The sequence below is a fragment of the Caballeronia sp. LZ035 genome, from assembly GCF_031451175.1.
Taxonomy (GTDB): domain Bacteria; phylum Pseudomonadota; class Gammaproteobacteria; order Burkholderiales; family Burkholderiaceae; genus Caballeronia.
On the sequence record NZ_JARUXS010000004.1, the window covers coordinates 1,478,693 to 1,504,212 of the forward strand.

Annotated in this window: 21 protein-coding genes; 13 read left to right on the plus strand and 8 right to left on the minus strand. The window is 65.5% G+C overall.

Annotated features, from left to right (window positions below):
• Positions 1-78 precede the first annotated feature (78 nt).
• On the plus strand, positions 79-570 hold the full coding sequence (locus QCE88_RS37240; RefSeq protein ID WP_309910640.1) for a hemerythrin domain-containing protein: 492 nt from the start codon (positions 79-81) through the stop codon (positions 568-570).
• Positions 571-666: 96 nt separating this feature from the next.
• Positions 667-1,398: a 2OG-Fe(II) oxygenase gene (locus QCE88_RS37245; protein ID WP_309910641.1), complete on the plus strand. Its 732-nt coding sequence runs from the start codon at positions 667-669 to the stop codon at positions 1,396-1,398.
• 27 nt (positions 1,399-1,425) lie between these two features.
• Here QCE88_RS37245 and ribA read toward each other — a convergent pair whose 3' ends face one another.
• On the minus strand, positions 1,426-2,094 hold the full coding sequence (gene ribA / locus QCE88_RS37250) for a GTP cyclohydrolase II (RefSeq protein WP_309911040.1): 669 nt from the start codon (positions 2,092-2,094) through the stop codon (positions 1,426-1,428).
• A 168-nt stretch (positions 2,095-2,262) separates the two neighbouring features.
• Positions 2,263-3,054, minus strand: coding sequence for an NADPH-dependent F420 reductase (locus QCE88_RS37255; protein WP_409018307.1), 792 nt, complete (start codon positions 3,052-3,054; stop codon positions 2,263-2,265).
• Between the two features lie 116 nt (positions 3,055-3,170).
• Between QCE88_RS37255 and ahpC the strand changes: the two genes are divergently transcribed.
• On the plus strand, positions 3,171-3,734 hold the full coding sequence (gene ahpC / locus QCE88_RS37260; protein ID WP_309910645.1) for an alkyl hydroperoxide reductase subunit C: 564 nt from the start codon (positions 3,171-3,173) through the stop codon (positions 3,732-3,734).
• 142 nt (positions 3,735-3,876) lie between these two features.
• Positions 3,877-5,463, plus strand: a complete 1,587-nt coding sequence (ahpF, locus tag QCE88_RS37265) for an alkyl hydroperoxide reductase subunit F (protein ID WP_309910647.1) — start codon at positions 3,877-3,879, stop codon at positions 5,461-5,463.
• A gap of 83 nt (positions 5,464-5,546) precedes the next feature.
• On the opposite strand, the gene QCE88_RS37270 is transcribed toward ahpF, so the two are convergent.
• Positions 5,547-6,782, minus strand: a complete 1,236-nt coding sequence (locus QCE88_RS37270) for a HAMP domain-containing sensor histidine kinase (RefSeq protein ID WP_309910649.1) — start codon at positions 6,780-6,782, stop codon at positions 5,547-5,549.
• Positions 6,783-7,121: 339 nt separating this feature from the next.
• Here QCE88_RS37270 and tam point away from each other — a divergent pair, with 339 nt between their 5' ends.
• From tam to QCE88_RS37285, 3 genes are read left to right on the plus strand one after another with little or no spacing between them, the layout of a single operon-like run.
• Positions 7,122-7,901: a trans-aconitate 2-methyltransferase gene (tam, locus tag QCE88_RS37275; protein ID WP_309910650.1), complete on the plus strand. Its 780-nt coding sequence runs from the start codon at positions 7,122-7,124 to the stop codon at positions 7,899-7,901.
• A 50-nt stretch (positions 7,902-7,951) separates the two neighbouring features.
• Entirely contained in the window at positions 7,952-8,287 is a 336-nt protein-coding gene (locus tag QCE88_RS37280) for a hypothetical protein (protein WP_309910652.1), read from the plus strand.
• A gap of 23 nt (positions 8,288-8,310) precedes the next feature.
• A complete protein-coding gene (locus QCE88_RS37285) occupies positions 8,311-8,439 on the plus strand; it encodes a hypothetical protein (RefSeq protein ID WP_309910653.1) in 129 nt (42 codons plus the stop codon).
• A 13-nt stretch (positions 8,440-8,452) separates the two neighbouring features.
• On the opposite strand, the gene QCE88_RS37290 is transcribed toward QCE88_RS37285, so the two are convergent.
• Complete coding sequence (locus tag QCE88_RS37290; RefSeq protein WP_309910655.1) at positions 8,453-9,388, minus strand: LysR family transcriptional regulator; 936 nt, start codon at positions 9,386-9,388, stop codon at positions 8,453-8,455.
• Positions 9,389-9,579: 191 nt separating this feature from the next.
• Between QCE88_RS37290 and QCE88_RS37295 the strand changes: the two genes are divergently transcribed.
• From QCE88_RS37295 to QCE88_RS37310, 4 genes are all read left to right on the plus strand, one after another.
• Positions 9,580-11,163 (plus strand): aldehyde dehydrogenase (NADP(+)), encoded by a 1,584-nt coding sequence (locus QCE88_RS37295; RefSeq protein ID WP_309910657.1) that lies wholly within the window; start codon positions 9,580-9,582, stop codon positions 11,161-11,163.
• A gap of 719 nt (positions 11,164-11,882) precedes the next feature.
• A complete protein-coding gene (locus QCE88_RS37300) occupies positions 11,883-13,976 on the plus strand; it encodes a zinc ribbon domain-containing protein (RefSeq protein ID WP_309910659.1) in 2,094 nt (697 codons plus the stop codon).
• A gap of 424 nt (positions 13,977-14,400) precedes the next feature.
• Positions 14,401-15,549 carry a TAXI family TRAP transporter solute-binding subunit gene (locus QCE88_RS37305; protein ID WP_309910661.1) on the plus strand — a complete coding sequence of 383 codons (1,149 nt, stop codon included), beginning with the start codon at positions 14,401-14,403 and terminating at the stop codon, positions 15,547-15,549.
• Between the two features lie 201 nt (positions 15,550-15,750).
• On the plus strand, positions 15,751-16,623 hold the full coding sequence (locus QCE88_RS37310; protein ID WP_309910662.1) for a hypothetical protein: 873 nt from the start codon (positions 15,751-15,753) through the stop codon (positions 16,621-16,623).
• A gap of 13 nt (positions 16,624-16,636) precedes the next feature.
• Here QCE88_RS37310 and QCE88_RS37315 read toward each other — a convergent pair whose 3' ends face one another.
• Genes QCE88_RS37315 through QCE88_RS37325 form a run of 3 tightly spaced genes read right to left on the minus strand, consistent with a single transcriptional unit; the run spans position 16,637 to position 19,856 of the window.
• On the minus strand, positions 16,637-18,088 hold the full coding sequence (locus tag QCE88_RS37315) for a PLP-dependent aminotransferase family protein (protein ID WP_309910664.1): 1,452 nt from the start codon (positions 18,086-18,088) through the stop codon (positions 16,637-16,639).
• A gap of 58 nt (positions 18,089-18,146) precedes the next feature.
• Complete coding sequence (locus tag QCE88_RS37320) at positions 18,147-18,407, minus strand: helix-turn-helix domain-containing protein (protein WP_309910665.1); 261 nt, start codon at positions 18,405-18,407, stop codon at positions 18,147-18,149.
• 18 nt (positions 18,408-18,425) lie between these two features.
• Positions 18,426-19,856, minus strand: a complete 1,431-nt coding sequence (locus tag QCE88_RS37325; RefSeq protein ID WP_309910667.1) for a PLP-dependent aminotransferase family protein — start codon at positions 19,854-19,856, stop codon at positions 18,426-18,428.
• 159 nt (positions 19,857-20,015) lie between these two features.
• Here QCE88_RS37325 and QCE88_RS37330 point away from each other — a divergent pair, with 159 nt between their 5' ends.
• Both QCE88_RS37330 and QCE88_RS37335 read left to right on the plus strand, forming a co-directional pair.
• Complete coding sequence (locus tag QCE88_RS37330) at positions 20,016-22,337, plus strand: FdhF/YdeP family oxidoreductase (RefSeq protein ID WP_309910669.1); 2,322 nt, start codon at positions 20,016-20,018, stop codon at positions 22,335-22,337.
• A gap of 56 nt (positions 22,338-22,393) precedes the next feature.
• Positions 22,394-22,582, plus strand: a complete 189-nt coding sequence (locus QCE88_RS37335) for a hypothetical protein (protein ID WP_309910670.1) — start codon at positions 22,394-22,396, stop codon at positions 22,580-22,582.
• Between the two features lie 133 nt (positions 22,583-22,715).
• Here QCE88_RS37335 and QCE88_RS37340 read toward each other — a convergent pair whose 3' ends face one another.
• Positions 22,716-25,454 carry an MGH1-like glycoside hydrolase domain-containing protein gene (locus QCE88_RS37340; RefSeq protein ID WP_309910671.1) on the minus strand — a complete coding sequence of 913 codons (2,739 nt, stop codon included), beginning with the start codon at positions 25,452-25,454 and terminating at the stop codon, positions 22,716-22,718.
• Positions 25,455-25,520: the final 66 nt, after the last annotated feature.

Genomic DNA, 25,520 nt, shown 5'->3' on the forward strand with positions numbered 1-25,520 from the left:
CGCTTTGCTTCTCTTCGGCACTTCGGGGACACACGTCATCCCTACCAGGCCGCAGAGCCCTTATCTGGAGAACCCCACATGTCCACCGTTCATTCCCCGCGAATCCCGGACGCGCTCGACATGCTCGAAGCCGATCATCGTGCGCTCGAACAGTTGTTCGATGCCTTCGATCACGCCGGCGCCGCCGCGCCGGAACACAAGCAATCGCTGGTGCAGCGCGCGTGCGAACTACTGACGATCCATGCGATCGTCGAAGAAGAACTGCTCTATCCGATAGCCGAGGATGCGCTCGCCGCACAGCAGAACATCGACGTCGATGAAGCGTATGTCGAGCATTTCCTGATGACGTCGCTGATCGATCGCCTGGCGTCGCTCACGGCCGGCGAAGACGGCTTCGACGCCACTTTCAGGATGCTGAAGGAACATGCCGGGCGTCATGTCGCTGAAGAAGAAGCGACACTCTTCCCTGAACTGCGCCGCGCGCAACTCGATCTCGTCACGCTCGGCGCCCGGATGAATGCGCGTCGAGATGCGCTGCGGGGGCGTATCGACGAGGCGCTGCCGCACTGACCCCACGCGGTCGAATCGCGATCGAATTGCAGCGCAAGACCCGGAGTGCGTGACGCGCGCGCGGCGAGCACAATCACGCTTTTTCGGAGACCCGGCATGAACCTGCCCGTACATACCGCCCCTGAGGTCAGCGAGCGCATCGACGCGCTCGACTGGGCCAGCCTCGAAGCACAACTCGATGCGTTCGGCTCGGCCACCGCGCCCGGCCTGTTCTCACGCGCCGAATGCGAGGCGCTGGCCGGGCTGTACGATCGCGAAGGCGGTTTTCGGAGCCGCGTCGTAATGGAGCGGCACGGCTTCGGGCGCGGCGAATACAAATACTTCGCGTATCCGTTGCCCGATCAGATCGGCGATGTGCGGCGCGCCGTGTATCCGCATCTCGTGCCGGTGGCGAACCGGTGGAACGAGATCATGGGGATCGACATGCGCTATCCACGCGAACACGATGCGTTCATCGAGCGATGCCATCGCGCCGGGCAGACGCGTCCCACGCCGCTGCTGCTGCGCTACGTGCCGGGCGACTACAACTGCCTGCATCAGGACCTGTACGGTGAGCACGTGTTCCCGATCCAGATGGCCATTCTGCTCTCGGCGCCGCAGCGCGATTTCACCGGCGGCGAGTTCGTGATGACCGAGCAGCGGCCGCGCATGCAATCGCGCGCGGAAGTCGTGCCGCTCAGTCAGGGCGATGCGGTGCTGTTCGCCGTGCATCATCGGCCGGTGCAGGGAACCCGCGGGCCGTACCGGGTGAATTTGAGGCATGGCGTGAGCCGCCTGCGCTCGGGACGGCGGCATATGCTCGGGGTGATTTTTCATGATGCGAGTTGAGCGATCGCTCAGACTCGCTAATCCGCCCTACTCATTCTCTTCGAAGTAGTGCCCAAAGCGCGCCTGCTTCGTCTTGATATAGCGCTCGTTTTCTTCACGCATCGGAATCGCCAGCGCGACGCGTTCGCACACGGGAATATCGTGCTTGAGCAGCGTGTCGAACTTCGACGGGTTGTTGCTCATCAAGCGCACGGACTTCACTTTCATCGCGCGCAGGATGGCGGCGGCGGAGTCGTATTCGCGAGCGTCGTCCGGAAGACCGAGGTGCAGGTTTGCATCGACGGTATCGAGTCCCTGTTCCTGCAGCGCATACGCGCGGATCTTGTTGGCCAGCCCGATGCCACGCCCCTCATGGCCCCGCAGATAGAGCAGGATGCCGCGGCTTTCAGCGGCGATATAGCGCAGCGCGAGATCCAGCTGCTCGCCGCAATCACACCGATACGAGCCGAACACGTCGCCGGTCACGCATTCGGAATGCAGCCGCGTCAGCACGGAATCGCCGTTGCTCACGTCGCCCATGACGAAGGCGATGTGCTCGACGTTCGTATGCTTCACGCGATACACGTAGGAACCGAAGGTGCCGTAGCGAGTAGGAATGGTGGCGGTGGCGACGAGTTCGACATCCGCGCACGCGTCGCACTCGCCAAAACGGGGTTGGGGATCCTGCACGTCCTGCGAGGGAGAAGCGGTTTTCATAGTCAATCAGCAAGTCCACGACGCCCGGTCAGACACAACGCGCCAGCCGGGTTGCCATGGTAAAGCCCATCAGGAAAGTTTGCTGATTGTCTCATGAGGTGCACCGTCTCCCGCACTAATCCGTACGAACGTTCCGGCGCACGAAATACGCCTCACCTTCGCCCGGCCTCAGGCAGGCGCGTCGAACGTGCCAGGGCTCGCGTCGGTGGCGCGCCATTCGGGCTTGCGCGCAGGCTCGGCCTGATGCAGCGCGGCCCGCACGCCGGCGGCGTCGAGATCGGCGGTATAGACGGGCGTGGCCGGCTGCTGGCGCCAGGAATCGTCGATCGTTCCCGCATCCACAGCGTCGAAACCCATCTCTTCCACCAGCCGCATGACGAGCGTTTTCGCCTGAGCGTCGTCACCCGCGACCGGCAGCGCAATGCGCCCCGCCGCGCCCGCCGGCTTGCCGCGATTGCGCAGATGTTCCGCATAGATGTTGTTGAACGCCTTTACCACCGGCCGGCCAATCTGCTGCTCGACCCAGCGGCTCTCCGTCAGCCCTCGTTCAATCCCGTCGATACGCCCGTCGCGCTGCCGCGGATAGTAATTGCCCGTATCGATGACCACGACACCCGCCGGCACGCCCGCGAACAGGTCCTTCGGCAGATTCGGCACCTTGGCCTCCGGAATCGTCACCACGATGACTTCTGCGCCCGCTACCGTGTCACGCGCCTCAGCGGCCGTCGCGCCGGTCTCGCGCGCCACTTCGGCGAGCGTCGTCGGGCCGCGCGAGTTGGCGATCCGCACCTCGTGCCCCTTCTCGCTCCAGCGCAACGCCAGCACCGCCCCAATATTCCCCGCTCCGATGATGCCGATTTTCATGACGCCTCCTTGAATATTGACAATGTAAAAACCTGCTAAAAAGGAACCGCGGACGACATGCGCAATCAGAATGCCGTATGCGGGAAAACGTCCAATATCGGCCCGATAGGCTCACCCTATCCCGATAATAAAATCAATCCACTTCGCATCAACGATAGCTTTACTGTATAGTTCATTCACTTCTTCAACACCACTCCAAAAGGAAACTGGTAATGCCCATCATCAACAGCCAAGTCAAGCCGTTCAAAGCAACCGCCTACCACAATGGCGATTTCACGACCGTCACCGAAGAAGACCTGAAGGGCAAGTGGTCGGTGTTCGTTTTCTACCCGGCGGACTTCACGTTCGTGTGCCCGACGGAACTGGGCGACCTGGCAGACCGTTACGAAGAGTTCAAGAAGCTCGGCGTGGAAATCTACTCGGTGTCGACCGACACGCACTTCACGCACAAGGCATGGCACGACACGTCGGACACGATCAAGAAGATCGAGTACCCGATGATCGCCGATCCGACGCTGGCCATCTCGCGCGCGTTCGACGTGCTGATCGAGGAAGAAGGCCTGGCGCTGCGCGGCACGTTCGTGATCAACCCGGAAGGCGAGATCAAGCTGTGCGAAGTGCACGACAACGGCATCGGCCGCGACGCTGGCGAACTGCTCCGCAAGGTTCAGGCTGCCCAGTACATCGCCAAGAACCCGGGTCAAGTGTGCCCCGCCAAGTGGACGCCGGGCGCTGAAACGCTGACCCCGTCGCTCGACCTGATCGGCAAGATCTAAGACCCGCGCCTCCAGCGAGTCGAATGGGACGCACCGCGCGCAAGCGGCGCGTCCAGCAATACCCCAACGCTTACGCTGCGGCGCTGAAAACTTCAGCGCCGTATCGAAGCACGCCTGTACCAGTCACGGAACGGACCTCGCCATGCTCGACGCCAATCTCAAGAACCAGTTGAAAGCCTATTTGGAAAAGGTCACCCGGCCGATCGAACTCGTCGCCTTCCTCGACGACGGCGACAAATCGCGCGAGCTGAAAGGCCTGCTCGACGACATCGCCTCGCTGTCCTCGCGGATCAGCGTCGTCCAGAAAGATGATGCGGACGCGCGCCGGCCGTCGTTCACGATCGGCGAACCGGGCAAGCCCGCGGGCATCCAGTTCGCCGGCATCCCGATGGGCCACGAATTCACATCGCTCGTGCTGGCCCTGCTGCAGACCGGCGGCCATCCGATGAAGCTCGACGACACCACCGTCGAACAGATCCGCAATCTCGACGGTGACTTCGCCTTCGAAACGTATTTCTCGCTGACGTGCCAGAACTGCCCGGAAGTGGTGCAGGCGCTGAACATGATGGCGCTCATCAATCCGCGCATCAAGCACGTGGCCATCGACGGCGCGCTGTTCCAGAAGGAAGTGGAAGACCGCCAGGTCATGGCCGTGCCGACGATGTTCCTCAACGGCACGAGCTTCGGCTCGGGCCGCAGCGGCGTGAAGGAAATCCTCGCGAAGCTCGACACGGACGCGCCCGCCCGCGCCGCGAAGGAACTGGAGAATAAGCCGGTGTTCGACGTGCTGATCGTCGGCGGCGGCCCTGCCGGCGCGGCGGCCGCGATCTACGCGGCGCGCAAGGGCATTGCGACGGGCGTCGTCGCGGAACGCTTCGGCGGTCAGACGCTGGACACGATGGCCATCGAGAACTTCATCTCGGTGAAGGAAACCGACGGACCGAAGTTCGCCACCGCGCTCGAACAGCACGTCAAGAGCCATGAAGTCGACGTGATGGACGTGCAGCGCGCCGACAAGCTCGTGCCGGGCCGCATCAACGAGATTCATCTCGCGAGCGGCGCGGTGCTGAAGGCGAAGACGGTGATTCTCTCGACCGGCGCGCGCTGGCGCGAAATCAACGTGCCGGGCGAGCGCGAGTATCGCGGCCGCGGCGTGGCGTACTGCCCGCACTGCGACGGCCCGCTCTTCAAGGGCAAGCGCGTCGCGGTGATCGGCGGCGGCAATTCGGGCGTGGAAGCGGCCATCGACCTCGCGGGTCTGGTCGCGGCGGTGACGCTGATCGAGTTCGGCACCGAGCTGCGCGCCGACGCCATCTTGCAGAAGAAGCTGCGCAGCCTGTCGAACGTGAGCATCGTGACGAACGCGCAGACCACGGAAGTTTTTGGCGACGGCAAGAAGGTCAACGCGCTGGCCTACACGGACCGCGCGTCGGGCGAAAGCCACCGCGTGGAACTGGAAGGCGTGTTCGTGCAGATCGGCCTGGTGCCGAACACCGAATGGCTGAAGGGCACGGTGGAACTGTCGAAGCACGGCGAGATCGTCGTCGATGCGAAGGGTGCGACCTCGCTGCCGGGCGTGTTCGCCGCCGGCGACGTCACCACGGTGCCGTTCAAGCAGATCGTGATCGCGGTCGGCGAAGGCGCGAAGGCATCGCTCTCCGCGTTCGACCATCTGATCCGCTCGTCGGTGGACGATGAAGCCGTGGTCGAAGAAGCCGCGACGGCGTAACGCTCGCGGCCCGCATGTCTCGCATGCGGCCCGATGTCACGAAGACCGGAAGCGAACGGGGCGACCCGTTCGCTTTTTTGCTTTCATGATGTCGCGCCTTTGTGCGGCTTCGGTTCGAGCACCAGCGGGAACGTCACCTCGAACACGCTGCCGCGCCCCTTCGCCGAGTCGAAGCGCAACTCGCCATCGAGCGTCCGCGACAGTTCCTTGACGATCGCGAGGCCGAGTCCCGCACCGGGGATGTCGTCATCGGCGGCGCGCTCGAACTCCTCGAACACGCGCTCCTGATCGTCCGGCCCGATACCCACGCCCGTGTCCGCGACCAGCAGCTTCCAGCGCTCGCCCGGCACGGCGGTCATGGAGAACACGATCTCCCCGGCCGACGTGTATTTGATTGCGTTCGACAGCAGATTCAGCGCCACCTGCTTCACCTTCAGGCGGTTCGAGGTCACCGCGCCGAGTTCGGCGTCGAGCTGGCCGATAAGCTTGAGCCCTTTCGCCTCGGTGGACACGCGGCAGGACTGCATGAGTTCGTCGAACAGGCCGACGGGATCGAACGACTCCACGGTCAGCAGGGAATCGTCGCCGAGCACTTTCGAGTATTCGACCATTTCGTCGACGAGCGTCGCCATGTCGGCGACCTGGCGGTTCGCGAGCCCGAGCGCCGTGTCGCGCTTGGCCGGCGAACGCGAGGCCAGTTGCAGCGCCGTGGAAAACACGTTCAGAAAGTTGCGCAGGTCATGCGCGACGCGGCGCGTCACCTGCATGCGCGTTTCATACAGCTCGCTGATGAGCTTCTGCCTGAGCGTCAGCTCGTAGTTGGCGCGTTCGAGCATGCCGGTGTATTCGTCGAGCTTGCGGTCGCGCTCGCCCACCGCCTCGCGGATCGACGCCAGCGTGACGAAGCTCACCACTTCGTCGGTCATCAGGCGCGCATGCTCTTCGTCGGCGCGGGAGAAATCGTCGTGGGTGCTCGCATAGTCGCCGATCGCGAGCAGCAACACCTGACGGAACAGATCGAGCTCGCGCACCAGTTCATCGACACGATAGCCCTGCTGCCAGCGCCATTGGCCATGCTGGCGCGCATTGCGTTCGATGGCGCCTTCCTGGTCGCGCATGTTGCGCGATTCCAGCACGATGCAGATTTCGTTGAAGATGTCCGGCAGATGATCCGCGAGCTGCCGGTAGGTGAGCTGGTCGGAGTGCTCGACTTCCTGATCGCCGAACACGAGCTTCATCCATTGCTCGGTGAGCGTCTGTTGCTGTGCGCGCAGCGCAGCCACGAGACCGTTCGAGCTGCCGACTGACGTGTCGCTCATCTGCCGTATTCCGTTTGAGGGCGCCGCTTGAAGGCGCAAGGTAACCTGGATTTACAGTCGAAAGCAGTGCGCCGGTGCGGCTTGTCTGCCGTCAGCCGCCGCCCGCGAATGCCACGCCAGTATAGGACGATGCCTGTGCGCAAAGGAGTAATTTCGAGCGATAAGCCGGGCTATCGGCGCGCCGGTCGGTAAGCCGTACGTGTGCCGGCGGCCCCTGTCTTTTCAGCACCGCCCGCGCTCAAGCTTCCGGACCTGGTACGGATCTGTATCCTTTCGGATGTCCGGACGCGTAAGCCATCCTCGCGGCCTTCCCTTTGACGCACATGAATGGAGCCTGACATGACGACCCCATCGGCGGACTGGCAAGCCGCGCAATATTCCGTGTTCGAGGAACAGCGCACGCGCCCCGTGCGCGACCTGCTCGGTACCGCGCATGCCGCGACGGCGCGCACGGCCGTGGATCTCGGCTGCGGCCCGGGCAACTCGACGCAAACGCTGCTCGACTTCGCGCCCGACGCCCGCGTCACCGCCATCGACAACTCCGCCGACATGATCGCCGCCGCGCGCAAGCGCCTGCCGCAGATTGCGTTCGAGCTCGGCGACATCGGCACATGGCAAACCGACCGCCTCTACGACCTGATTCTCGCGAACGCCTCGCTGCAATGGCTGCCCGATCACGCGACACTGTTTCCGGCGCTCGCGGCCAGGCTCGCGCCGGGCGGGCGGCTTGCCGTACAGATGCCTGACAATCTCGACGAACCCGCGCACCAGGCGATGCGCGCAGCCGCCGCCGACGGCCCCTGGCGCGACAGGCTCGAAGGCGTCGAGCGCACGGCGCGGCACGGGGCCGACTGGTACTACACGCGGCTCAAGCCGCAATGCGCGCAGGTCGACGTGTGGCGCACCACGTATCACCATCCGCTCGAAGGCGGCATTGAAGGCATCGTGGAATGGTTCAAGGGCAGCGCGTTGCGGCCGTTCCTCGCGAAACTCGACGCCGACGAAGGCGAGGCTTTCCTTGAGCGCTATCGGGAAGGCCTGCGCGCCGCCTATACCGTGCTCGATGATGGCACTGTGCTGCTGCCCTTTCCACGGCTGTTCATCGTCGCGACGCGCTGAATGCGCTGGGTGCGCTGGGTGCGCTGAACGCGCTGAACGCGTTGAACGCGTTGAACGCCTTGGACGTGCTGGACGTGCTGGACGTGCTGGACGTGCTGGACGTGCTGGACTTGCTGGACTTGCTGGACTTGCTGGACGTGCTGGACGTGCTGGACGTGCTGGACGTGCTGGACGTGCTGGACGTGCTGGACGTGCTGGACGTGCTGGACGTGCTGGACGTGCTGGACGTGCTGGACTTGCTGGACGTGCTGGACGTGCTGGACGTGCTGGACTTGCTGGACTTGCTGGACTTGCTGGACTTGCTGGACTTGCTGGACTTGCTGGACTTGCTGGACGTGCTCGGTGCGCTGGGCGAGCTGAACGCGTTGGACGTGCGAACACGCTGAACGCGTTGGACACGTTGGACGCGTTGGACGCGTTGGACGCGCTGAACGCGCTGAACGTGCCGGACGTGCTGAGCGCGCCGGACGTGCCGAACGTGCCGAACGCGCCGAACGCGCCGAACGCGCCGAACGCGCCAAACGCGATACCGCATTAACCGCGCAGGCCCGTCACTGCACGCGGCTCTGTTCCCGCAGCATCTGCGCAAACTGCCGCGCCGCCGGCGACAGCGCGCCGCCCTTGCGCGTCACGATGCCGAAAGTCTGCGACTTGGACTTCATCCGCACCGGCAGGATGCGCAGCATGCCATGGCGCTCGAACTCGCGGGCCACGCTCGCGGGCAGGATCGACACCAGCTCGGCGCTCTGCTTGAGCAGGCTCACCGTCAGCAGCGGCGACGCCGTGGAGATGGGATTGACCGGCATCGGCAGTCCGGCGAGGTCCAGTTCGCGTTCGAGCAGCGCGCTCATCGGCATATACGTGGGATACGTCACCCAGCGGTAGTGCGCGAGATCGGCAAAGCCCACCTCGCGCGCGCGGGTGCGCTCGTGCCCCTGTCCGACGACGATGCACAGCGGTTCGTCCATCAGCGGCTGGTAGTGATACTTCGACGGCTGATCGGACACGCTGGAGCGGCCAATGACGAGATCGACACGGCCGTCGTCGAGCATCGGCAGCATGCGCGCGCTCGTGTCCTCGAGCACCTCGATGGCGAGATCGGGATGCTTCGCATGCATCTCGTTGACGATCGGCGCGACCACGCCCGGCACCGCGCCCATGATGGTGCCGACCGTCAGCCGTCCGCCCGTCCCTGCGCGGATCTGCGCGAATTCATGACAGAGCGAATTCAGATCGGCGGCCAGCACGCGCGCGTAACGCACCACGCAGCGGCCAAAGGGATTCGGAATCAGCCCGGTCTTGGCGCGCTCGAACAACGGCGCTTCCAGCATCGATTCGAGCTCGGCCAGCGCCTTGCTGGCGGCGGACTGCGTCATGGCCATCGCGCTCGACGCCTTGTGCAGCGATTTGTGGTCGTCCAGCGCGATCAGCAATTGCAGCTGCTTCATGCGCAGCCGCGACATCAGCACGTCCAGTGTGTTCTTCATGGTCTGACGCCCCGCCCGACGCGTCCCGCGCGCCCGGGGTGATTCCTGAAAGCGATCATGCGATGGAAAGGTTTCACTATACAGCCCGGCTCCGGAGGCCGTATAGTCGGCGCAGGGAGCGGTCATCGTACAACTGGCAACAACCCGCCACAACGGCCGCCATGAATCCATTCAAGCAAGGACGAGACATCATGCAACTCACAGGCAACCTCCTCATCGGCCAGGAATCGCGCTTCGGCTCGAACGGCTCCATCAAGGCCGTCAATGCATCGACCGGCGCGGCCATCGAACCGGCATTCGGCGGCGCCACGGCCGACGACCTCGAACGCGCGTGCGCGCTCGCGTGGACCGCGTTCGATCAATATCGCGAAACCTCGCCCGAAGCCCGCGCCACCTTCCTCGAAACCATCGCACAGAACATCCTCGACATCGGCGACGACCTGATCGAGCGCTGCATGATCGAAAGCGGCCTGCCGCGCGCGCGTATCGAAGGCGAGCGCGGCCGCACCGTCGGCCAACTGCGCATGTTCGCGGGCGTGGTCCGCAACGGCGATTTCCTCGGCGTGCGCATCGACCCGGCCCAGCCGGAACGCAAGCCGCTGCCGCGCGTCGACCTGCGTCTGCGCCACATCGGCGTGGGTCCGGTCGCCGTGTTCGGCGCGAGCAACTTCCCGCTCGCGTTCTCGGTCGCCGGCGGCGACACCGCATCGGCGCTCGCAGCCGGCTGCCCGGTCATCGTCAAGGCGCACTCGGCGCACCCGGGCACCTCGGAACTCGTCGGCCGCGCGCTGCAAAAGGCCGTGAAGGATTGCGGCATGCCCGAAGGCACGTTCTCGCTGCTGTTCGACAGCGGTCGCGACATCGGCCAGGGTCTCGTCAAGGACAACCGCATCAAGGCAGCCGGCTTCACGGGCTCGCGCGGCGGCGGCACGGCGCTGATGAAGCTCGCCGCAGCCCGCGCCGAACCGATTCCCGTCTACGCCGAAATGAGCAGCATCAACCCGGTCCTGCTGTTCCCGAGCGCGCTGAAGAACCGCGCGGAAGGCATCGCCAAGGCGTTCGTGGGTTCGCTCGTGATGGGCGCCGGCCAGTTCTGTACGAATCCGGGCCTGGTGCTCGCCATCGACGGTCCCGATCTCGACGCGTTCATCGAAGCCGCCGCAGCAGCGCTCAAGGACACGGCCGCGCAGACCATGCTGACGCCGGGCATCTGCAAGGCCTATCAGGGCGCCGTGACGCGCGCCGCCGAGCACGCGGGCGTGACGACCGCCGCGCGCGGCGTCGAGCAGAAGGGCGAGAACCAGGGCCAGTCGGCGCTGTTCGTGACCACCGCCGATGCATTCCGCAAGAGCCATGACCTGCAGGAAGAGATTTTCGGGGCGTCGTCGCTGGTGGTGCGCTGCCCGGATCTCGCTGCGATGCGCGAACTGATCGAGTCGCTGGAAGGCCAGCTAACCGCGGCGCTGCATATCGATGAAGCCGATCACGCCGACGCACGCAGCTTCCTGCCCGCGCTCGAACGCCGCACCGGCCGCATCCTGGTGAACGGTTTCGGCACGGGCGTGGAAGTCGGTCACGCGATGGTGCACGGCGGCCCGTATCCGTCGACGGCGGATGGCCGCTCGACCTCGGTCGGCAGCCTCGCGATCAACCGCTTCCTGCGTCCGGTCAGCTATCAGGACCTGCCTGACGCACTGCTGCCCGACGCCCTCAAGACGGAGAATCCGCTGGGCCTGAACCGCCGTATCGACGGTACGCTGCAACTGGCGAAGTAAGGTCGTTTAACGTTTCGGCACGGGCCGCTGCGCGTCACGCGCGCAGCGGCCCATGTTGTTTTGGGGCGGCGCATTCAGCAATAACGATCCCCTTCCGGACAATGCTTCGGAACCCTGAGAAAGTGGTTTTCGCCGAGGCCGCAAGGGTTTCGAGCGGCGCGTCGGCGAGATGCAACAAGACGTTTCAGATGTCGCCAGCCATGACACGCGCGATCTCCTTTGCCATCAGTGGTTTATCCTTCAGTCACGGCCCCTTGTCGGCAAACGGCTAAGGATTGGCGGCTCAAAACCGCCGGGCCGATCCCAAAATGTCAGAAACATAGTGAGCGAGAGAGCGAGACGTATCGCGCGATGCCTGCTCCGGCGCCGCCCATCCGTAGCGATCCGACGCTTTCACATCCATATCCGGGCCATGTGCCGGACACCGCGTGACGTGTCCGGGCACCCTACGAGGCGGCGGGACGGCCAACCAGCCGTTCCACCGTGTGAATCATGCAAGATTCGACGGCCCGAGATAGGTGCGAAAGGCAATTGACGTCCGAAAGCGGTTGAACCATATTCGGGCTGACGTTTCCGCTCGCGGTTTGTCACGCGAGGAAACCGTACGAAGGATTGCTGCTGCGGGACTGTGGTCCCGATGTTGAGATGCCGCTGATGCGCGCATCCGGCGGCCACGCGAACAGGCAACCTCACGCACATGTCCTTCGAGGGCTTCAAGCATGACCACGCGTTTGACGTTTCCTGCATCCATGTTCTCCGTCGTCTGCCAGCGGTGCGGCAGCACGATGCGCAAGAACGCTGACAGTTGTCCCAATTGCGGCGCGGACCGCACCGCCGCGCTCGGCGCCAGGCGCGCCGCCGCGCCCGCCTCGGCCAATGCCGGCATGTTCGAGCAGACGGCTTCGGCTTCAGCCTCTGCCACAGCCTCTGCCGCAGCCGGTGCGTCTCTTGGCGGCACCGATCGCGCCGAACCCACGCTGCGGCCCGGCTGGCCGGCCTGGGATGCGAAGCGCGCGAGCGAACGCATCGCGCAGAAGGCGGCGGAATATCGCGCGCGGCGCGCCGAGATGCACGCGCGCAGCGCCTACGCCGATTCCAGCAACGACCCCGACGCGCTGCCCGGTTCCGAGCGCTGGAGCCGCAACAAGACGCTCATCGCGGCGGCGTGCGGCGTCGTGCTGCTGGCCGGCGCGGCGTTCTATCTGCAACAGTCCGGCACCTCGGACGACGACACCGGCGCCTCCGCCGATCACAGCGTCTCCGGCGCGATCGATCCGAAGGTGGGGTCGCTGGCGCGCGGTGCGATCGACACGACCAACACGGGGAATAACGCCATCGCGCCCGCCAGGCGCACTCCGTCCGAACCCCGCGCGCTGGCTTCCGGCGATCCGCTGAGCGGCGCGCGCACGGCCCTCGACCAGCACGATCTCGGCGCCGCCCGCGCGCGGCTCAAGGCGCTTCCCGCGCAGCAGCAGACGCGCGAGGAGTATGAAACGCTCAAAGACGAACTGGTCAAGCGCGAACTGCAACGCGACGCCGCGCTGCAACTGGCGCGCGCCTGCGAACGGACGTCCGCATGGGCGTGCGTGCAGCAGAACGCGGGCGAGGCGCTGGCGCTCGACGGCGGCAACATCGAATCGCAGGCCATGCTGGAGCGCGTGATCTCGCACGCGGGCTGGCTGGCGCCGAGCGCTTCGGCCGCGCTGGCGAAGAAGACGCCGTCCGTCCCTGCGGCCAACGCAACGGCTCCCGCACCGTCCGTGAACGCCGCCGACACGACGCCCAAGCCGGCCGTCGGCGCTCCCGCGCAGGCAAACGTTGCAGCAGCGGCGCCCACGGCGAAGCCGAACAGCGCTGCGCAGAGAGCAGCCGAGCGGCAGCGCGCGGCGCAACGCAGCGCGGCCGCGCGCGCGGCGGCGGAAGACACACGATCCGACTCCGCCTACGATTCGCGTGCGGAGAAATTCGCGCGCGGCCAGGTCGCGACCAATGCGATCACGGCGGCAACCGTCGCGCCGTCGCCCTCGGTCGTCACGAAGGTGCCCGCGCCTGCGGTTGCCGCGCCTCCGGCACAGGTGCAGGCACAAACACCCGCGCAGACGCAGGCAGCGGTGCAGGCGCCCGCGCAGCCGGCGGTCAGAACCACCCCGGCTCCGGCCGCGCAAGCAACAGCGCCCGCGCAGACGCAGACCGCCGCACAGGCACAGGCGCCCGCACAACCGGCTGTCAAGACCCCCGCTCCGGCCGCACAGGCCGCCGCGCCGCGCACGCCTTATTACCTCGGCGAGGAAGAGCCAAAGTCCTCCGCGCAGCCCACTCAGCCTGCCCAGCCCGCCGCGCGCGCCGCCAATCCGCGCACGCCCTACTATCTCGGCGAAGACCCGCCGCAACAGACAGCGCCCGCCGTGCGGCCGGCGGTGCCGCGGCCACCGCAATCGACGGGACAGAGCAGTTCGATCGAGCCGTCCGCCCTCACCGTCCCCACGGCGGCCGCGACAACACCGACCGCCACCGCGGCCGCCGTGCCGAGGCCGCCGGTGGCGGTCGCGCAACCCATGCCGAACGTCGTCGCGCCACGCGCGGCGGCAACGGCGGCAACGGCGACAGCAACGACCGCCAGCCCCGCCGCGGCGCCGGCTGTCGCGACGCGCAGTGCGCAGCCTGTCGCGACTGCGGCCTCGCCGCAATTCGGCGCCATGCCGGCGGGCGCGCATCTCGATTCCGACAAATCCGAGGAACTCGAACGCGCTATCAAGCAGTACGGCTGGAGCAGCAACGGCGACTCGAGCCGAAGCCAGAAGCCCTCGCAATAAGCGATCAGCAAACGGCACACGGCAACGAGCGAAGAGCGAAGAGCAAAAACAACAGCAAAAGCAGAAAGCAGAAAGCAGAAAGCAGCAAAACACGAGATACCAGACACGACGAGACGTCAGCAAGCCTGATCGGCGCACAAAGAAAAAGAATCACGAGCGCCACGACAAGAACGAGCAGCACACACAGAACGAGAACGAGCCGAGACAGCAGTAGCAGCAAAAAACAGCAGAGACAGCACCGCAAGCACCGCAAGCACCGACAACGACGACGCACGGCACACACCGCCTCTCGCGCAACGCGCCACAGGCCGCATGTGAGTGACCGCGCACGACCGGATTGCGCGCCAACCGTACGCGAGACTTCTTTCGCACCGGCCACGCGCGAGTTTCAGAGCAGCCGTCCAACTCCGACCAAGGGACCATCATGTTCATCAAACAACGCATGGGCAATGCCGCGCGAAGCCTGCTTGCGCTCGTCGCCGTCACGGGGATCACCGGGTTCGCCGGCGCACCGCTCAGCTTCGCGGCCGATCCGATTCCCTACAAGATCACCACGGGTCAGGAGCGCGGCACCTATATCCAGATCGGACAGGATCTGTCGAAGTACGTGGCCGAACCGGCGGGCATCGAGCTCGACGTGCTGCCGTCGAAGGGCTCGGCCGAAAACGTGCAGCGCATGCGCTACGAGCCGGGCGTGAAGTTCGCGCTGGTGCAGTCGGACGTGTATCAGGCGTACATGGACATGGCGACCTCCGGCAACGCGGAAGCCGGCAAGATCATCAAGCCGCTGCGGCTCATCATGCCGCTCTACGACGAGGAGATCTATTTCGTCGCACGGTCCGATTCGCCGATGAAGAACATCCAGGAGATCAAGGGCAAGAACATCAGCGTCGGACCGATCGGCAGCGGCACCGCGCAGTCGGCCGAAACGCTGTACCGGCTGATGTTCGGCGAACCGATCGCCGACGCCAATGAGCAGCATCTCAACAACGAGGATTCGCTGGCGAAGCTGATCGTCGGCAAGATCGACGTGGCGGTGATCGTCGCGGGCCAGCCGGCCAAGCTGTTCCAGGACATGAATCCGGAACTGCTGAAGCAGATCAAGCTGCTGCGCCTCGACGCCAGCGCACCCGAAACCGCGCGCGCGAAACAGACCTACTTTCCCGCCACGATCCGCACGTCCAGTTATCCGAACTGGATCCAGGAAGACACGCCGACGCTCACCGTCAAGGCCTTTCTCGTGACCTACGACTACGGTCTGCGCGGTACGGTCGGCGCGCTGTCGAAGTTCGCGGATTCGCTGTGTACCAACTTCGACACGCTGCAGGCGCAAGGGCATCCGAAGTGGAAGCAGGTGCATCTCGAACTGCCGCCGCTCACGCGCGGCTGGAAATACTATCCGCCGATGGAAAAGCACTTGCGCGCCTGCATCGCGCAACGCACGGCGGCGGCGGAGCAGTCGCAGAATCCGACGCGCCAGGTGTCGGCGCGTCAGCAGGATGGCGCGATGCAACGCATGAAGAAGGCGACGTGTTCGGCGCAGGAGAAGCTGCTGCTGTTGTGCGATCAGTAACACGCCGCGACGCGGACGGAACCGGCCACCGTGATCGATACGCGTGGCCGGCAGCGCAAGCGGAATGATCCGGAGACGCGTGCATCGCGAACGGAAACAATCGCGGCCACGCGTGTGCATCGACGAGAAGACCTTTTTTGAGACACGGTTTCCGGGTAAAACCGGCACACGGGTTGGCGATGACCCGAAGGAGCCGTGACCGTGCCCAGAACCCGGTATTGCCTGCCGTTGAGCCGCGCCTCGCTTAGCAGGAAGAAGACTGCCGCGCCTGGAGAACGCACGCGCCGCAGCCTGCTCGAGCCCGAGATCCGGGCTACCCATACACCGCCCTTGCCGGACGTGTTATCGGCGGAACTGGATGCGTGGGACGACTCGGCATTTTCAGATCCCGACACACTCGAAAACAGCGATTACGCGGCGTTTCGCCTGCTCGTGCACACGGTCCACTGCGGCGAACTCGAACGCGCGAACGGCATGCAGCTCTTCCGCGAGGGGACGAAGGCGTTGAATCGGTGGGACACGATCAGCGCCAGCGTCATCGACGAGAACAACCGCTTCACCTACGCAACGGTGGGCGTCGCGTTGCGCGTTCCCACGCAGAACATCCTGCTGACGTCGTTCAAGGACATGGATTTCGATGCCAACAAGGGCAATCTCGACCGTCAGCAAAACTGGTTGATCCCGAGTCTGGCCGCCCGGGTCCAGGCCATGCCCGCGCATAAACGCAACGGACTTCTGACGCAGCACATCCTCGACCAGGCGGACCGCTATCCGATCATTTCGCCCGAGGACGTGCTCGAACACACCCGCAGACTTCATCAGGAGCACAACGAAGTCATCGTGATGACGCGTCCCGATGTCTTCATCCAGCGCGGCTCGTTCGACAGCGAACGGCTCCTCAAGACCGGGCCGGTCGGGATCGTGGCCATCTTTCGCGCCCGGGGCGCGAGCAAGGCGGTGTTTCCGCATGCGAACAAGGAGGCGCTCATCACCGAAGCCATACGGCTGGCGAAGGACAACCTGGGCGCCCTGCCGGTGCTGGAGATTCCCGGCATGATCACGAACGTCGATTGACGCCGCAGAAGGCCTACGTCACCCAGGCGTTCATCAGCGCCGCAAGCCGCGTCATCCCGTCTTCGATGACCGCTTCCGCCGTTCCGCCGTAACCCAGCAGCACGCCTTGCTGCGTCGGCGGGCCGGCATGAAAGCCGCGTATCCCGGCGATCCCCACCGACACGCCCCGCGCCGCCGCGACCACCTCGTCCTCGCGCCACGGCGCCTTGAGCCGCGCCACCAGATGAATGCCCGCCGACGCCGGCAGCGGCTCGAACCACTGCGCCAGCGCGCCATCCAGATGCGCGAGCAGGCGCGCGCGTCGCCCGGCATAGGCCTTGTGCATGCGCCGCAGATGCCGCGCGAAATCGCCGTCGAGCATGAATGCGCCGAGCGCCGTCTGCGTGAGCATGCAGCCGTGCCAGTCGCAGATCTGCCGGGCATGCCACAGCGGCCCGGACAAGCTCGGCGGCGGCACCACGTAGCCCAGCCTCAGATCGGGAAAGAGCGTCTTCGAAAAGGTGCCGACATAGGCCACCACGCCCGCATGATCCAGACTCTTCAGCGACTCCATCGGCCGGCCCTCGAAGCGGAATTCGCCGTCGTAGTCGTCCTCGACGATCACCGCCCCGCGCCGCGCCGCCCATTCGAGCAAGGCGACGCGCCGGTCGAGACTCATCGGCATGCCGAGCGGGAACTGGTGCGACGGCGTGACATAGACGAGCCGCGTGTTGCGCGGCAGCCGGCTCACGACGATGCCCTCGGCGTCCACCGGCACATGCGCGAGCCGCGCGCCCATCGACGCGAACAGTGCGCGTGCCGGCGGATAACCCGGTTCCTCGACGGCGACGACATCGCCCGGACGAATCACGACGCGCGCCAGCAGATCGAGCGCCTGTTGCGCGCCCTGCGTGACCAGCACGTCCTGCCAGTTGCAGGCCACCGCGCGGCTGAACGCGAGATAGCGCGCGATGCCCAGCCGCAGTTCCTGCTCGCCGCCCGGATCGCGATAGCCCGCCACGCCGCCGCCCGCACGCGCCTGCGCGCGCAGCGCGCGGTTGACGCAGCGGCGCCAGGCGTCGTGCGGGAACAGCGTCCGGTCGGTCACGCCGCCCTTGAAGTCGCAATCGAGCGGCTCGCCGGCGGGCGGCATCGGCATGGTCATGCGCTCGGGCAGCTGGCGCCAGATGCCGGCCGCACGCGCACGGGCCGACTGCGCTTCGGCGCGTGCGCCAGGCAGGCGCGCGAGACCAACGGCGACGAAGGTGCCGTCGCCGGCGCGGGTGCGCAGGAAACCTTCGGCGATCAGGCGCTCGAAGACGTCGAGCGTGGTCTTGCGCGACACGCCGAGCTGGGCGGCGAGATCGCGGGTGGAAGGCAGGCGCGCGTGCGCCGCGAGCCGCCCTTCGACGATACCCGCGCGCAGTTGCGCATAGATCTGGCCGGTGAGGTCGCGACGGCCGTGCAGCGTGATATGGATGTCCACGGTTTCGAGAGTGCGCGGGGTGTTGAAAAGGCTTGCTACGAACCTGCGTCGACCCGCTTCATCCCGCGCCGAACACCGCCTGGCACAAGGTCTCGCCCTGCTCGCTGAGCCACGCGCTGCCGGTGCCGTCCTCGTTGATCGTCACCTGCGCGAGACCCGCTTCTTCGAGCCCGGTCAACTGGCGCCTGAGCGCGCTCATCGGCAGCCCGGCCTGCTTCGCCAGTTTGGCCAGCGACCAGGCGCGCTGCGGCATCCCTTCCCGCGCGCGCCACAGTTGTTCCAGCACGGCGACCAGCGCCGGATCGATGTCGTCGCTCATGTCCTGTCTCCTTTCTCCTTATACGCGCAAGGGCTGCGCGGCAATCTCGCCGGCCAGCGCGCCCAGCCGCCGCAACGCGGCTTCGCTCTGCGCCGTCCACGGATAACTGTAGTTGAGCCGGATGAAATGGCTGAAGGCATTGCGTGTCGAGAACATATAACCCGGCCCGACCGTGATGCCGCAGTCGAGCGCCGCGCGGTAGAGCCGCATCGAATCGACGCGCTCCGGCAGTTCCACCCACAGCACATAGCCGCCCTGCGGCGCCGAGGTGCGCGTGCCCGCCGGAAAGAAACGTTCGACCAGCGCGGTCATGATGCGCGCCTGCTGCCGGTAGAGCCGCCGCACGCGCCGCAAATGCCGGTCGTAGCCGTCCTGGCGCAGATAATCGGCGATGGCGATCTGCGGCACGGACGGCGTCGTCAGCGTGTTGAGGAACTTGAGCTTCTCGACCTGCGCCCGATAGCGCCCCGGCATCGCCCAGCCGATCCGGTACGACGCCGTCAGGCTCTTCGAGAACGACGCGCAATGCAGCACGAGGCCCTGGGTGTCGAAGTTCTTGAGCGTCGTCGGGCGTGTGTCGCCGTAGTAGAGCTCGTGATAGACATCGTTCTCGATGGCGGGAATGTCGTGCTCCGTGAGCAGGTCCACGAGCGCGCGCTTGCGTTCGTCGGGCATCTGGAAGCCGAGCGGATTCTGGAAGTTCGGCATCACCATGCAGGCGGCGATCTTGCGTTTCGCGATGATCTGCGCGAGCGCCTCGACATCGATGCCGTCGACGGGATGCGTCGGTACTTCGATTGCGCGCATGCCGAGGCGCTCGATCGCATGCAGCATCGCGTAGTAAGTCGGCGATTCGACCGCGACCGTATCGCCCGGCTTCGCGACCGCCTGCAGGCTGAGGTTGATCGCCTCGGTCGCCCCGACGGTGATGACGATCTCCTCCGGATTCACCGGCACGCCGTTCTCCGCGTAGCGCCGCGCAATCTGCCGGATCAATTCGGGATTGCCGGGCGGCAGGTCGTCGATCAGGTTCCAGCTCGAATGGCGCCGCGCGATGGCGTTCGCGTACTGGTTGATGCGCCGCCACGGAAACGGCTCGGGATCCGGATATGGCGAACCGAACGGCACGGCGTCATGCGCGCGGATGCTGCGCAGGGTCGAGAGCACCAGCCCGCTGACGTCGACTTCGGATGCCGTGGCGCTCACCCGCTTCGGCGCGGCTTGCGCCACGCCCGCCGGTGCCTTGGCGCGCACGAAATAGCCGGACTGCGGCCGCGTCTCCAGCACGCCGCGGCTCTCCAGAATGGCGTAAGCGTGCAGCACCGTCTTGATGCTCACGCCGTGCTGCTGGCTCGCCTGCCGCACCGACGCGATCTTCTCCCCGGCCGCGAATACGCCGCGGCGCACGGCTTCCTCGATTTCATCGGCGAGCTTTTCGTAGAGTTTCACTGGGCGCTGTTCCTTGGAGACTTCGCGGCGGGCCTGACTGTGCAGTCTAGGGCAAAACGTCGCAACTGTATCCCTCGGATTTCGCTTTTTCTGTGCGCCGCGTTCGTTTCGGGACACAGTAGGCTTCTCTCATTGCATGCTCTGCCTGATCCGAACGCCATGAAGAAGCCCGAAGCCCGCATCGAACCCTACACGCACCCGGCCGCGGGCTGGGGTGCGTTGAAGCAGGTCGCCATCAACCTCGTCAAGGAGCGCGTGGCGGGCGGGAACTACCGGACGCTCTTCAAGCAGAACCAGCCCGACGGCTTCGATTGCCCCGGCTGCGCATGGCCCGACCGCGAACATGGCTCGACCTTCGAGTTCTGCGAAAACGGCGTGAAGGCCGTCGCCGCCGAAGCGACCAGCAAGCGCGTGACGCCTGCGTTTTTCGAGCAGCACACGGTGAGCGCGCTGATGGCGCAGACCGACTATGAACTGGAACAGCACGGCCGCCTGACCGACCCGCTCGTCTACGATGCAAAGCGCGACCGCTACGTGCGTATCGAATGGAACGATGCGTTCGAGCTGATCGCATCGCACCTGAAGCAACTCGACGATCCCGACCGCGCCGCCTTCTACACCTCGGGCCGCGCCAGCAACGAAGCCGCGTTCCTGTACCAGTTGTTCGTGCGAATGTACGGCACCAACAATTTCCCCGACTGCTCGAACATGTGTCACGAGGCGACGAGCCGCGGCCTGCCGCATACGGTGGGCGTCGGCAAGGGCACGGTCACGCTCGACGACTTCGAGCACGCCGACACGCTGCTGCTGTTCGGCCAGAACCCGGCGACGAACCATCCGCGCATGCTCGGCGAACTGCGCGAATGCGCGAAGCGCGGCGCGACCATCGTGTCGATCAATCCGCTGAAGGAGCGCGGCCTCGAACGCTTCGCGAGCCCGCAGCACACGCTCGACATGCTGTCGCCGAAGGGCGTGAAGATCAGTTCGGTGTTCATCCGTCCGAAGGTGGGCGGCGACTTCGCGCTCATCAAGGGCGTGGCCAAGCGCGTGATCGAACTGGATGACGCAGCCACCGCGAGCGGCAGCGAACGCGTGCTGGATGTGGCGTTCATCGCGGAGCACACGGTGAATTTCGACGCCTTCGCCAACGACCTGCGCGCCGAAAGCTGGGACGCGATCCTCGCCGAATCGGGCGTGGAACGGGACGACCTGCTGAAGCTCGCCGACATCTACGTGAAGGGCCGCGCCGTCATCTCGACGTGGGGCATGGGCCTCACGCAGCACAAGAACTCGGTGCCGACCATCCAGTTGCTGTCGAACCTGATGATGATGCGCGGCAATATCGGCCGGCGCGGCGCGGGGCTGTGCCCGGTGCGCGGCCATTCGAACGTGCAGGGCGACCGGACCGTGGGCATCGAAGAAAAGCCGACCCAGGACTTTCTCGACCGGCTCGGCGCGGCCTACGATTTCGAGCCGCCGCGCGAGCACGGCTACGACGTGGTGGAAACCATCCACGCGATGCTCGAAGGCAAGGTGAAGGTGTTCATCGGGCTGGGCGGCAACTTCTCGATCGCGACACCCGACACGCCGCGCACCTGGGAAGCCATGCGCGCGTGCGACCTCACCGTGCACATCACGACCAAGCTCAACCGCAGCCATCTGGTGCATGGCCGCGACGCGCTGATCCTGCCGACGCTCGGCCGCACTGAAATCGATCTGCAGAACGGCGTGCCGCAAGGCGTGTCCGTGGAGGACTCGATGAGCATGGTGCACATCTCGTACGGCATGAACAAGCCGGCCTCGCCGAACCTGCTCTCCGAGGTGGCGATCGTCGCACGCATGGCGCGGGCAACGCTCGGTTCAGCGAAGGTGGACTGGCTCGCGCAGGCGGGCGATTACGCACTGATCCGCGACGGCATCGAAAAGGTGATCGACGGTTTCGGGCGCTACAACGAGCGCCTCAAGCAACCGGGCGGCTTTCATCTGGGCGTGGCCTCGCGCGAGCGCGTGTGGAAGACGCCGAGCGGCAAGGCGCAGTTCATCGTGCATGCCATTGCGCACGACACGCCGATTCATCGTGCCCGCGCGCGTCACGGCGAGCGCCTGATGACGCTGATGACGACCCGCTCGCACGATCAATACAACACGACCATCTACGGACTCGATGACCGTTATCGCGGCGTGTACGGCCAGCGTCACGTGTTGTTTGCGAACCGCGAGGACATCGATATGCTCGGCTTCGAGCCGGGCGAACGCGTGGACATTACGAGCGTATGGGACGACGGCGTGGAGCGCCGCGTGAACGGTTTCACCCTGGTGGAATACGACATTCCGCGCGGCTGTCTCGGCGCGTATTACCCGGAGACGAATCCGCTCGTGCCACTGTCTTCAGTCGCGGACGGCGCAGGCACGCCGACATCGAAGTCCATTCCGGTGCTGCTGAGCCGCTCTGTCGTTGCCATGGCTGCCGCCGCTGCCTGAGCGCCACACGCCGGATGCGCCTCTCGAACGCCCGCGCGCCGCTGAAACGGCGGTCGATGAACACCCCCAGCGCGGCGAAGATCGTCAGGCCGACAATCCAGCCGCCGGCGAAACTGTGGAGCCGGCCGCTGAACCAGACGATGCCGGTCATGGCCACGCCGAACACCGTCATCACGATGGCGAACGGCGGGCAATGCTCATGTTCGATCCTGACCTGGCTCCAGGCGCCCAGCCGCTGGCGGTAGCCGCTCACGGAGTGCCGGTTGATGGCATGACTCATCGTGTTCTCCGTGGTCTCGCTTCGATTGCCTCGGAGCAACCATACGAAAACGAAGAACTCGCCACAATCGGACGATTCCGAAACTGCCGCGCGCGGCCTTACTTCGCTCCGGCGAACTCCTGGACTTCGGCATCGGCTTCGCCGGCAAGCGGCACGACGCCCGACGGCCCCGACGCATGCGGGTGCAACAGCAGCGCGACCAACCCGCTCCAGCCCGTCTGATGCGACGCGCCGACGCCGCGCCCGTTGTCGCCATGAAAATATTCGTGAAACAGCACGAGGTCGCGCGAACGCGGATCCGCCTGCAATTGCGGATAGGCGCGCATCACCGGACGCTCGCCGTTCGCATTGAGCAGGAACAGCATGCTGACGCGGCGCGCAAGTTCATCGGCGATATGCGCGAGCGAAAACTTCTGGCCTGAACCGGTCGGGTATTCGACCTGGAAGTCGTCGCCGTAATAGCGGTGGAACTCGCGAATCGATTCGATCAGCAGGAAGTTGACCGGCATCCACACCGGACCGCGCCAGTTCGAGTTGCCGCCGAACACGCGCGAGTCCGACTCGCCCGGCAGATAGCGGATGCTGAAGCTTTCGCTGTTGTGATAGAAGACGAACGGGTTGTCGAGATGGACGCGCGACAGCGCCCGCACGCCGTGATCCGAGAGGAACTCGGTTTCGTCGAGCATGCGCCGGAGCAGCGCTTTCATGCGATGCCCCCGCAGCAGCGACAGCAGCACGCTGTTGCCGCGCCCCGCGATATTCCAGCGCGACACGAGCTTGGCCAGGTCCGGACGATGTTCGAGGAACCAGTGCATGCGGTCGCGCAGTCCCGGCAGCGAGCCGTGCACGCGCGGCTCCAGCACATGCACGGCAAACAGCGGACTCAGCCCGACGATCGAGCGGATGCGCATCGGCACATTGCTGCCGTCCGGCAGGCGCAGCTTGTCGTAGAAGAACTCGTCTTCCATGTCCCACAGGCCGGTATCGCAATCGTCCTCGCAGCTCACGGCCTCGGCGATGTACAGGAAGTGCTCGAAGAACTTCACCGCAATGTCGATGAACACCTTGTTCGCATAGGCGAGTTCGAGCGCGATGCGCATCAGGTCGAGCGCATAGGCGGCCATCCACGCGGTGCCGTCGGCCTGGTCGATGTGACCGCCGGTCGGCAGCGGCGACGAGCGGTCGAAGATGCCGATATTGTCCAGCCCGAGAAAGCCGCCCTGGAAGATGTTCTTGCCGTCGGCGTCCTTGCGGTTGACCCACCACGAGAAGTTCAGCAGCAGCTTGTGGAACACGAGTTCGAGAAAGTCGCGGTCGCTCTTGCCGGTGATCGCGCGATCGATCTCGTAGACCCGCCACGTGGCCCACGCATGCACCGGCGGATTGGCGTCGCCGAAAGCCCATTCGTAGGCGGGCAGTTGTCCGTTCGGATGCTGATAGCGGTCTTTCACGAGCAGCAGCAATTGCCGCTTGGCGAATTCCGGGTCGATCAGCGCAAAGGCCGCCGCATGGAACGCGAGATCCCATGATGCGTACCACGGGTACTCCCATTTGTCGGGCATCGATACGATGTCGGCATTGCACAGATGCCGCCAGTCGATGTTGCGCCCGAAGCGCCGCTGCTTCGGTGGCGTGGGCTGCAAGGGATCGCCGTCGAGCCAGCGGGTGACGTCGAACTGGTAATACTGCTTCGACCACAGCATGCCGGCCAGCGCCTGCCGCTGCACGAGCCGCTGATCCACCCCGGCAATGTCGTGCTGAAGCGCGCCATAGAACTCATCCGCTTCGGCGATGCGGCGCTCGAACAAGGCATCCGCGTCGAGCGGCACGGCGTCGGGCGCCGACTCGGGACGCCAGCGCAGATAGACCACCGCGCGGCCGTGCGGCTCCAGCGCCAGATGCACATGAGCCGCCGCGCGCGTGCCGGAGGCGCGGCGGATGGCGCCCTCGTCGCCGTTCACGAGGTAATCGTTGAAGCCGTCCTTGAACGGCCCTTCGCCCTCCATGTCATGCAGGCGCCGGACATTGGTTTCGTTTTCGCAGAAGAGCCAGTCCACCGCCGCGCCGTCCGCCGACCACGCCGTGACCACCATCGGCTCGTGGCCGGTCTGTTCGGCGAGCACATAGGTACCTTCGCCCTCCACCGTCTCCTGCGTCAGCGACGGCTTCACAGGCGTCGGCCGCCACGACCAGCTGTTGCGCGCCCAGATCTGCGGCAGCACGTCGAGCACGGCCGCCACCGCGCCGCGATTCTCGACGGTCACGCGCATGAGGATGTCGTCGGGCGTGTGCTTCGCGTACTCCACTTGCACGTCGAAGTAGCGTTCGCCGTCGAAGACGCCGGTGTCGAGCACTTCGTACTCGGGCAGTTCGGCGCTGCGCCGGCCATTTTCATCGACGAGATCGGCGTAGGGAAACGCTGCATGCGGATACTTGTAGAGCATGCGCATGTAGGAATGCGTCGGCGTGCCGTCGAGGTAGAAGTACAGTTCCTTGACGTCCTCGCCGTGATTGCCCTCCTGGTTCGTCAGACCGAAAAGCCGCTCCTTGATGATCGGGTCCGCACCGTTCCACAGCGCCAGCGATACGCACCAGTTGAGCTTGTCGTCGCCGAAACCGGCGAGACCGTCCTCGCCCCAGCGGTAGGCGCGGCTGCGCGCGTGATCGTGAGGAAAGTATTCCCAGGCCGTGCCGAATTCGCTGTAGTCCTCGCGCACCGTGCCCCATTGGCGTTCGCTCAGATACGGTCCCCAGCGCTGCCAGTGGGCGCAATCGGCCGAATGGAGCCGTGAGCCCTCGACGGTGTCGATCTGATTGACGGGGCGCGATTTCGGCATGAACGTCTCCTGATGTGCGGCCGCGCAGGACGTCGCCCGGAGCTTGTCCAGGCCGTGCGCGAACCC

What these genes read in the sequence shown, in the direction of transcription:
- ahpC (WP_309910645.1), top strand. Translation starts at nt 3,171, where the DNA reads ATGCCCATCATCAACAGCCAAGTCAAGCCGTTCAAAGCAACCGCCTAC.
- ribA (WP_309911040.1), bottom strand. Translation starts at nt 2,094, where the DNA reads ATGAAAACCGCTTCTCCCTCGCAGGACGTGCAGGATCCCCAACCCCGT.
- QCE88_RS37305 (WP_309910661.1), top strand. Translation starts at nt 14,401, where the DNA reads ATGTTCATCAAACAACGCATGGGCAATGCCGCGCGAAGCCTGCTTGCG.
- QCE88_RS37290 (WP_309910655.1), bottom strand. Translation starts at nt 9,388, where the DNA reads ATGAAGAACACACTGGACGTGCTGATGTCGCGGCTGCGCATGAAGCAG.
- QCE88_RS37300 (WP_309910659.1), top strand. Translation starts at nt 11,883, where the DNA reads ATGACCACGCGTTTGACGTTTCCTGCATCCATGTTCTCCGTCGTCTGC.
- QCE88_RS37295 (WP_309910657.1), top strand. Translation starts at nt 9,580, where the DNA reads ATGCAACTCACAGGCAACCTCCTCATCGGCCAGGAATCGCGCTTCGGC.
- ahpF (WP_309910647.1), top strand. Translation starts at nt 3,877, where the DNA reads ATGCTCGACGCCAATCTCAAGAACCAGTTGAAAGCCTATTTGGAAAAG.
- QCE88_RS37335 (WP_309910670.1), top strand. Translation starts at nt 22,394, where the DNA reads ATGAACACCCCCAGCGCGGCGAAGATCGTCAGGCCGACAATCCAGCCG.
- tam (WP_309910650.1), top strand. Translation starts at nt 7,122, where the DNA reads ATGACGACCCCATCGGCGGACTGGCAAGCCGCGCAATATTCCGTGTTC.
- QCE88_RS37320 (WP_309910665.1), bottom strand. Translation starts at nt 18,407, where the DNA reads ATGAGCGACGACATCGATCCGGCGCTGGTCGCCGTGCTGGAACAACTG.
- QCE88_RS37270 (WP_309910649.1), bottom strand. Translation starts at nt 6,782, where the DNA reads ATGAGCGACACGTCAGTCGGCAGCTCGAACGGTCTCGTGGCTGCGCTG.
- QCE88_RS37240 (WP_309910640.1), top strand. Translation starts at nt 79, where the DNA reads ATGTCCACCGTTCATTCCCCGCGAATCCCGGACGCGCTCGACATGCTC.
- QCE88_RS37340 (WP_309910671.1), bottom strand. Translation starts at nt 25,454, where the DNA reads ATGCCGAAATCGCGCCCCGTCAATCAGATCGACACCGTCGAGGGCTCA.
- QCE88_RS37245 (WP_309910641.1), top strand. Translation starts at nt 667, where the DNA reads ATGAACCTGCCCGTACATACCGCCCCTGAGGTCAGCGAGCGCATCGAC.
- QCE88_RS37330 (WP_309910669.1), top strand. Translation starts at nt 20,016, where the DNA reads ATGAAGAAGCCCGAAGCCCGCATCGAACCCTACACGCACCCGGCCGCG.